The sequence below is a fragment of the Providencia sp. AGC89 genome, assembly GCF_053543535.1.
The window spans coordinates 1-1,350 of record NZ_JBIXLP010000021.1 but is presented as its reverse complement, the minus strand read 5'-3'; the positions used below and the strand labels follow the sequence as shown (position 1 = coordinate 1,350).

Genomic DNA, 1,350 nt, shown 5'->3' with positions numbered 1-1,350 from the left:
GGTATACCAACTGATGTTGCGAAGTTGTACAGTGAAAAGGCGCATTTTCCTCAAGGTGAAAGTATTGTTAGTGTTTTCTTGAATGATAATTATATTGGTCAAAGCTCTTTTTTATTTAATGTTAAAGGAGAGCTTTGTCTTAATACTCAGTTTATTGACACTACAGATATTGCTCTATCCAAAAGTAAATCAACGTGTCCAACAATAAAAGAGTACAATAACTTAGAGATAGAACTCATACCGGGTGATTTACGGGTCAATATATATGCATCACCATCACTGTTAAGAAATAAAAAAAATGATAATTGGATCCATACAGGAAAATCCGGTGTTCTCAATTATGATATAAAATATTTTTCTTCTAAAAGTGATTTTCATTCTCAATCATTCTTGAATTCAAATTTCACAGTAGGGTTCAATATATATAATTGGATTGTACGAAGCGATCAAACATATACCCATTTTAATGGTAAAACAAGTTTCGATCATCAAACCTTATATGCAGAAAAAACACTAGAATCCTTGAAAAAAAACTTGCAGATAGGTCAGATTAGTTTACCTAATTCATTTTTTAGCTCTGGGCAAGTTATTGGTTTTCAGTTATCTCCTGAATTGGCATTAGATAACTCATCTCAAGACGGTGGAATTGTCAGTGGCATCGCATATGAACGCTCTATTATTGAAGTCAGGCAGGCGGGGATTTTAATATATACAACAACGGTACCGGAAGGACCTTATACATTGGAAAACCTACCGCTATTAAATAATAGATTAGATTTATCTGTAACAGTAATAAATCAAAGTAATAAAAAAAATACATTTATTGTCCCTGTCAGCTCATTTATATTAGCCACAAATAATATGAATAAAGATATAAATTTTGGTTTTGGTAAGGTTAATCAAAATAATGTAGATAAAAAACCCTATGTTATGAATATAAGCAAAGGATTTAATTTACGTCCTGATATGCTGATTTTTGTCGGAGGACTTGCATCAAAAGATTATCAAGGACTAGGGTTAAGTAATACTTATTCGTTTCCGAATTTATCCTTAGCGACGATAACAACTAACATATCTAAAGATAGAGATAAAAAATATGGTGAATATTATACATTAAGCTATAATTACCCTATCGCTGCTAACGCTAATTTAGTGGCGAATTCGTTATATCGGAGCAAAGAATATAAAGACTTTAATGAAACATTAAATAATTATGATACAAATATTTATTCAAATAATGTAAAAAGTAGTGAAACTCAATATGGTATTGGTGCAAACTCACACGTCAATAATCTAGGGTCGTTTTCGTTAAATTGGAACCGTTCTATTGGTGATAGAACAATAAATTAT

1 protein-coding gene is annotated in these 1,350 nt (G+C 30.9%); it reads left to right on the top strand.

Annotated features, from left to right (window positions below; all coding sequences use genetic code 11):
* On the top strand, positions 1–1,350 hold a 1,350-nt coding region (locus ACIPUA_RS06385), incomplete at both ends, for a fimbria/pilus outer membrane usher protein (protein ID WP_449059437.1).